At 76.1% G+C, this 7,140-nt stretch carries 6 protein-coding genes; 3 read left to right on the top strand and 3 right to left on the bottom strand.

What is annotated here, in order from left to right:
- Window positions 1–101: 101 nt before the first annotated feature.
- Both EDJALFJO_RS00505 and EDJALFJO_RS00510 read right to left on the bottom strand, forming a co-directional pair.
- A complete protein-coding gene (locus tag EDJALFJO_RS00505) occupies window positions 102–656 on the bottom strand; it encodes a SigE family RNA polymerase sigma factor (RefSeq protein ID WP_088281130.1) in 555 nt (184 codons plus the stop codon).
- Between the two features lie 119 nt (window positions 657–775).
- Window positions 776–1,891 carry a citrate synthase 2 gene (locus tag EDJALFJO_RS00510; protein ID WP_088281120.1) on the bottom strand — a complete coding sequence of 372 codons (1,116 nt, stop codon included), beginning with the start codon at window positions 1,889–1,891 and terminating at the stop codon, window positions 776–778.
- Window positions 1,892–2,080: 189 nt separating this feature from the next.
- Between EDJALFJO_RS00510 and pdxH the strand changes: the two genes are divergently transcribed.
- From pdxH to EDJALFJO_RS00525, 3 genes are all read left to right on the top strand, one after another.
- On the top strand, window positions 2,081–2,809 hold the full coding sequence (gene pdxH / locus EDJALFJO_RS00515; RefSeq protein WP_088281122.1) for a pyridoxamine 5'-phosphate oxidase: 729 nt from the start codon (window positions 2,081–2,083) through the stop codon (window positions 2,807–2,809).
- An 8-nt stretch (window positions 2,810–2,817) separates the two neighbouring features.
- A complete protein-coding gene (locus EDJALFJO_RS00520) occupies window positions 2,818–4,110 on the top strand; it encodes an MFS transporter (protein ID WP_088281132.1) in 1,293 nt (430 codons plus the stop codon).
- A gap of 398 nt (window positions 4,111–4,508) precedes the next feature.
- A complete protein-coding gene (locus tag EDJALFJO_RS00525; protein ID WP_088281124.1) occupies window positions 4,509–5,030 on the top strand; it encodes a SigE family RNA polymerase sigma factor in 522 nt (173 codons plus the stop codon).
- 1,170 nt (window positions 5,031–6,200) lie between these two features.
- On the opposite strand, the gene EDJALFJO_RS00535 is transcribed toward EDJALFJO_RS00525, so the two are convergent.
- Window positions 6,201–7,140, bottom strand: a 940-nt coding sequence (locus tag EDJALFJO_RS00535) for a DUF1996 domain-containing protein (protein ID WP_143448203.1), incomplete at its 5' end; no start/stop codon positions are given.

Genomic DNA, 7,140 nt, shown 5'->3' on the forward strand with positions numbered 1-7,140 from the left:
TCCATCGGGACGGTCCGGTCGACGACGCACCGCGCGCTCGCCCGGCCGGTCGGGGTCGGCGGGCTCGTCGAGACGCGCGAGGGTGTCGATGATCCGGTCGGTCATGGCGTCACCTCCTGGGGTTGCTCGTGGGGCCGGGTGCGGGCGAGCTCCGGCGCGAGCACCCGGAGCCGGGCGAGCGCGCGGTGCGTCGTCGACCGGACCGTCCCGATGGACAGGCCGAGCCGGTCGGCGGTGCGCCGTTCGTCGAGGTCCTCGACGTAGCGGCACACGAGGACGCCGCGCTGCCTCGGGGTGAGGCGGCGCAGCGCCGCGACGAGCAGCATCCGCTCGTCGACCGTGGCGTAGGGGTTGCCCGGCGGGGCCGAGGCGTGCCACAGGCCCGTGCCGGACGGGTCGGGCGGCACGTCGACGGTGTGCTCGCGGAGCACACCGAGCCGGCGCCACCGGGAGATCTGGATCCGGTGCATGGCCGTGCGCGTGTAGGCCTCCGGGTCGTCGACCCGGGACCACGCCGGCACGAGCCGGGAGAGCGCCTCCTGGACGAGGTCCTCGGCGGCGTGCGGGTCGGAGGTGAGCAGCCGGGCGGTCCTCAGGAGGGCGGGCGAGCGCGCGGCGACGAACGCGCGGAAGTCCCGCTCGTCGTCCGGTTGCATGCCCACCTCCACCCGCTACGACCCCCGAGCGTGACGGATCTATGCGACCGCGCGCCGGGCTTCACGGGAAGCACCGGCGCGCGGTCACCAGGTCGAGCAGGTCGGGAGGGACGGGCGGGTCAGCTGACGACGCCCCGGCTGACGGCGAGGTCCCAGCCCTTGACGGCCTCGACGGTCCGCGGGGCGTGGCCGATGTAGCGGGCCGCGGGCCGCACGAGCCGGCTCGTCTTCTTGTGCTCGAGGATGTGCGCGGACCAGCCGGCCGTCCGGGCGCAGGTGAACAGCGGCGCGAACATGTTCGCCGGGACGCCCGCGAAGTCGAGGACGACGGCGGCCCAGAACTCGACGTTCGTCGCGAGCACGCGGTCGGGACGGCGTTCGTGGAGCTCGGCGAGCGCGGCCTCCTCGAGCGCGGCGGCGACCTCGTACCGCGGCGCGGCGAGCCGCTTCGCCGTGGCGCGGAGCACGCGGGCGCGCGGGTCCTCGGCGCGGTAGACGCGGTGGCCGAAGCCCATGAGGCGCTCGCCGCGGTCGAGGACGCCCTTGACGTACGTGCGTGCGTCGCCGATCTGCTCGACGCCCTCGATCATGTGGAGCACGCGGGCCGGGGCGCCGCCGTGGAGCGGGCCGCTCATCGCGCCGACGGCGCCGGACAGGCACGCGGCCACGTCGGCGCCGGTGCCGGCGATGACCCGGGCGGTGAAGGTCGAGGCGTTCATGCCGTGCTCGGCGGCGGACACCCAGTAGGCGTCGACGGCCTCGACGTGCTTGGGGTCGGGCTCGCCGCGCCAGCGGATCATGAACCGCTCGACGATGGTGGCGGCCTTGTCGACCTCGCGCTGCGGCACCATCGGCAGGCTCTTGCCGCGGGCGGACTGCGCGACGAACGACAGCGCCATGACCGAGGCCCGGGCGAGGTCCTCGCGGGCCTGCTCGGGGGTGATGTCGAGCAGCGGCCGGAAGCCCCAGACGGGCGCGAGCTGGGCCAGCGCGCTCTGGACGTCGACCCGGACGTCGCCGGTGTTCACCGGGATCGGGAACGGCTCGGCCGGCGGCAGGCCGGGGTTGAACTCGTCGTCGACGAGCAGCCCCCAGACGCTGCCGAAGGACACCCTGTCGACGAGCTCGGTGATGTCGACGCCGCGGTAGCGCAGCGCGCCGCCCTCGCGGTCGGGCTCGGCGATCTCCGTCTCGAAGGCGATGACTCCCTCGAGCCCGGGGACGAACTCGGACATGCGACGCTCCCTTGCATCACGGCGCCCTCGCTCGTGACGAGCGGCGCCCCCTTCCCGTACGCCCGGTATCCCCGGCACCGTGCATTCTGCGCCACCGGACCGACAGCGCACGCCGCGGGGGTCTGTGATGTTTCCACCACTGGACACCGCGGTGTCACCTACCCTTCGCGTCCGCGCGAGGATGACGGGGTGACGCACGAGCAGCCGGACCCCCGCACCGACCCGACGGCCGGGGGCTACGCGGCGACGCGGACCTCGTACGAGGCGGGCGCGCTCGACGAGGCGGACCTCGCGCCGGCCCCGCTCGCCCAGTTCGAGACCTGGTACGCCGCGACCTCGGCGGCGGGCGTCGTCGAGCCGAACGCGATGGTCGTCGCGACCGTCGCGCCGGACGGCACGCCCTCGACCCGCACCGTGCTCCTCAAGCAGGCCGACGCCCGCGGGTTCGTCTTCTTCACCAACCACGGCTCCCGCAAGGGCCGCGACCTGCTCGCGACCGCGGTGCTCGCGCTGACCTTCCCCTGGCACCCGCTGCAGCGCCAGGTCAACGCCCGGGGGACCGCCGAACCGGTGCCGCGCGACGAGACGGAGGCCTACTTCCGGTCCCGGCCGTGGGGCTCGCGGATCGGCGCCTGGGCGAGCCGGCAGTCGCAGGTCGCCGCGTCGCGGGCCGAGGTCGAGGCCCGGTACGCCGAGCTCGCGTCGCGCTGGCCGGACACCGGCAGCCCGGACGACGTCCCCGTCCCCGAGCACTGGGGCGGCTTCGTCGTCCGGCCCGTCGAGGTCGAGTTCTGGCAGGGCCGCCCGTCCCGGCTGCACGACCGGCTCGTGTTCGTCGCGATCGCCCCCGACGGCCCGGGCGGGCCGCCCGCCCTCGACGACCCGGCCGGCTGGCGGGTCGAGCGGCGGCAGCCCTGATCGCGCGCCTGCGCGGCCTGCTCGTCGACCCCGCCCCGCTGCGGGAGAGCGCTGCCTACCGGCGGCTGTGGGTCGGCCTCTCGCTCGGCCAGGTCGGCCAGCAGCTCGCCGTCGTCGCGATCGGCCTGCAGGTCTACGACCTCACCCGGTCCTCGTTCGCGGTCGGCCTCGTCGGGCTGTCCGCGCTCGTCCCGCTCGTCGTCCTCGGGCTCTACGGCGGGGCCATCGTCGACGCCCGCGACCGGCGCACGGTCGCGATCGCCGCCTCGGTCTCGCTGTGGGTGGTCTCGCTCGCCACCGCCGCGCAGGCCTGGCTCGACGTCCGCTCCGTCCCGCTGCTCTACGCCCTCGTCGCGCTGCAGTCGGCGGCCTACGCGGTGAACAACCCGGCGCGGGCCGCGATCGTGCCGAGCCTGGTGTCGCGACACAACCTGCCCGCCGCGAACGCGCTGCACACGCTGTCGTTCACGATCGGCGCCGCGGTCGGCCCGGCGCTCGGCGGGTTCGTCGTCGGCCGCTGGGGCGTCGAGGCCGCGTACACCGTCGACGCCGTGACGTACCTCTTCGCGCTGTGGGGCGTCTTCGGGCTCCCCGCCATGCCGCCCGAGCCGACCGCGGACGGAGTCCGGCGGCGCGCGGGCCTCGCGTCCGTCGTCGAGGGGCTGCGGTTCCTCGGTGGCCGCCCGAACATCCGGATGACGTTCTTCGTCGACATGGCCGCGATGTTCTTCGCGATGCCGCGGGCGCTGTTCCCGGCGATCGGGGTCGTCGTCCTCGGCGGCGGCGCGACGACCGCGGGCGCGCTCGTCTCCGCGATCGCCGGCGGCTCGATCCTCGCCGGGCTGCTCTCCGGACCGCTCGGCACGGTCCGCCGCCAGGGCCTCGCCGTCGTCGCGTGCGTCGTCGGCTGGGGCCTGTCCGTCGCGGCGTTCGGGGCCTGCCTGCTCGCCGCCGGCGGCACCGCGGGCGTGGTCCGGGCCGGGGTGTCGCCGTGGCTGTGGCCCGCGCTGGGCTGCCTCGTCGTCGCCGGCGCGATGGACGCCGTGAGCGCGGTCTTCCGGCAGACGATCCTCCAGGCCGCCACCCCGGACGCCCTGCGCGGCCGCCTCCAGGGCGTCTTCATCGTCGTCGTCGCGGGCGGCCCGCGGGTCGGCGACCTCGTGTCGGGGACGTCCGGCGATGCCTTCGGCGAGGCGGCCGCCGCCTGCGCCGGCGGTCTCGTGTGCGTCGCCGCCGCCCTGTTCCTGGCCCGGCTGCAGCCCCGCTTCGTGCACTACGACGCCCGCCACCCCGAGCCCTGACCCGCTCGCTGCGCTCGATGGTCTGCTCTGCCATCACCAGCGAGCCAGGTGTGCGCTCTGCCCTCACTGGTGAGGCTGTTGGCGCGCCACAGTTTCGTCGTTGCGGGTCGACACACCGGCCGCCGACCTGGGTGTCGCCGGGCAACGACGAAACTGTGGCCCGGGCCGGGGCGGCGACGACCACGACGCAACGAGAACTGCCCTCCTGGGGCGGTTGCGTCGTCCAAGGGGCGGTTGTGGTTGCGTTGTGGCGGGCGGCCGGCCCCAACCCTCACTTCTGAGGGCAGAGCAGACCCTCGCCGCGGCGTACCCGGCACCGCAGCCTCCCGGACCCGCAGGCGTCGGACGCAACATCCGGGCGTCCCTGCCGCATCCTCAGGGTGAGGACGGGAGAGGCCGTGGAGCTCGAGGAGTACGTCGCCGCACGCGGCCCGGCGCTGCTGCGCCTGGCGCACGTGCTCTGCGGCGACTCCCACCGGGCGCAGGACCTCGTGCAGACCGCGCTCGTCGACGCCTTCCGGCACTGGCGGCGGGTGCAGCGGGCCGACCACCCCGACGCGTACGTGCGGCGGATCCTCGTCAACGCGCACCTCGCCGCCGTCCGGAAGCGGTCGAGCGGCGAGGTGCCGGTCGGTGAGGTCCCGGACGGCGCAGGGCCGGACGGCGCGGACCCGGCGGACGGCGTCGCCGGCCGGGACGGCTTCCGGGCCGCCCTCGACGGGCTGCCGCCGCGGGCCCGGACCGTGCTCGTCCTGCGCTACTGGTCCGACCTCGACGACGTCGCGATCGCGGACGCGCTCGGGGTGAGCCCGGTGACCGTCCGGGCGACCGCGTCCCGGGCGCTCGCGACCCTCCGGGAGCGCGCGGCCGCACCGGCGACGACCACGACGACCACCACCACCACGGGGGAGGAACCATGAGCGACGTCGAGGCCCGGCTGCGGGACACCTTCGCGGCCGACGCCGGGGCCGCCCCGGACGCGGACGTCGTCGCGCTCGCCGCGGTGGCCCGCGGGCGGGCCTCGACGTCGCTCATGGTTCCTCCCCCGTGGTGGTGGTGNCCTCAGGGTGAGGACGGGAGAGGCCGTGGAGCTCGAGGAGTACGTCGCCGCACTCGGCGCGGCGGTGCTCGGCGCCCTCGTCGTCGTGGCCGTCGTCCTCGTGCCTCGCTCCGGCCTCACCGGTGCGACGGTGGTGCCGGCCGTCCAGGGGCCGGCCGACCCCGGCCCGTCGACCGACGGCGCCGCGCCCGAGGAACCTGCGCTGCGCTTCCGCGGCGCCGTCGTCCCGGTGCCGGCGGCCTACCTCGAGCCGGCCGCGGTCCGGTGCGGGACACCGGTCGCGGACGCCGCGTACGTCGTCCGGGAGGACCGGGCGACCCGCTCGTGCCTGGCGACCCCGGAGCACCCCGAGGCCCTGACGACCGTCGTCCTGGAGGACTGGGAGCTCCCGGTCACCGACGGCGAGCCGCCGCCCCCGGCCACGGGCCGCCGGGTGCTCGACGACGGCCGGACGCAGGTCGTCACCCGGGTTCCCGGCGCCGACCTCCGCCTCGTCGTCACCTCGCCCGACCCGGCGCTGGCGGACCGGCTCGTCGGCGGGCTGCGCCTCGAGCCGCCGCCGGACGGCTGCCCGGCCGCGGCCGTGACGTCCGACCCCGCCGGCACCGCCCGGCCGGGCGGCGTCGTCCGGGGCCGGGTCACCGGCGCCCTCGTCTGCAGCTACACCCGTGGCCGCCTCGACACCGCCCGCGTGCTCTCGGCGGACGGGTCGGCGGCCCTGACGAACCGGCTGCGCGCCGCCCCCGCGGGGCTCGGGACGCCGGACGACCTCTGCGCGACGGTGCGGCTGCGCCCCGGCTACGAGGCGCACTGGCTGCTCGTCCTGGACACCCCCGACGGCATCACGCCGCGGACGACGCTGCACGTCGCGGCCGGGCCGTGCGTCCCGAGCGGGGTCACCGCCCCGGACGGCGCGACGGCCTTCCTCACGAGCGACCTCGTCAGCCTGCTCACCGCGCTCGTGCCCGGGCCGTCGTCCTTCTCCGGGGTCGTCGGCGGGACGTGAGCACGCCCCGCCGACGACGCGGCGTCAGACGTCGCCCTCCATGACCCGGCCGTCGCCGAGCATGTGCGAGCCGCACGTCACGGGCCGGCGGACGCAGCCGTCGGTCCAGGTCTGCTTCACGGCCGGGTCCCAGCCGTCGAACCAGTCGCCGTGCACCGAGTACCCGCCCGGCATGGTCCCCGGGTAGGTGTCGCTCGACAGCCGCCAGCGCGACGTGTCGGCACCCGCGCGGACCGGGTACAGCACGTTGTACGTGACGACCGGGACGGCGACCGGGTGGCTCGCGGGGCAGCGCCCGCCGACCGGGTAGCTCATGTGGGCCTTGTGGTCGGCCGAGTCGAGGTCGCGGCCGTTCCAGCACTGCGGGAAGTCGAGCGTCATCGTCACGAAGTCGCCCGCGGCGCACCGGGGGACCGTCGCGGCGACGGCGCCGCCGGCGTTCCAGCACCGCCAGCCGGCGTGCTCCTGCGGCCCGCTGGCGCTCGAGCTGCCGGCGATCATCCGCAGCCCGGCGGGCAGGGCGCCGATGTCGCCCGGGGCCAGGCCGTAGTAGCCGCTCTTGTAGTACACGTGCACGAGGTCCGGGGCGAGCGGGGCGCCGGACGCCGTGTCGACGAGCGCGGGCGCCCAGTACGCCGTCCGGTTCGCGGTCCCGCCGCGGCACGTCGAGCCGCCGGTCGTCGCGATCGAGGCGGCCGTCGACGAGGCGTCGGTGCGGGTGTTGCCCCAGAAGACGTGCAGGTGCGAGGCCCCCAGCCGCATCGGTGCGACGATCGGGTCGTCGGTGTTCATGTGCGAGTACGCGCAGACCGTGCGGAAGTTGCCCGTGCCGTCACCGCTCGCGGTGGGCAGCTCGCCGGTCCGGGTGATCCGGAAGGCCGTCGACCCCGGGTTCCCGGCGGGCACGAGACGGGGGTCGTACGCCGGGCCGGCGGCCCCGGACGCCCGTGGTGACACCGACGCC

The sequence above is a fragment of the Kineosporia sp. A_224 genome (assembly GCF_002198655.1).
GTDB lineage: Bacteria > Actinomycetota > Actinomycetes > Actinomycetales > Kineosporiaceae > R-H-3.

Excerpts from the sequence above, each read along its gene's own strand:
- EDJALFJO_RS00505 (WP_088281130.1), bottom strand. The coding sequence starts at position 656 with ATGCAACCGGACGACGAGCGGGACTTCCGCGCGTTCGTCGCCGCGCGC.
- EDJALFJO_RS00510 (WP_088281120.1), bottom strand. The coding sequence starts at position 1,891 with ATGTCCGAGTTCGTCCCCGGGCTCGAGGGAGTCATCGCCTTCGAGACG.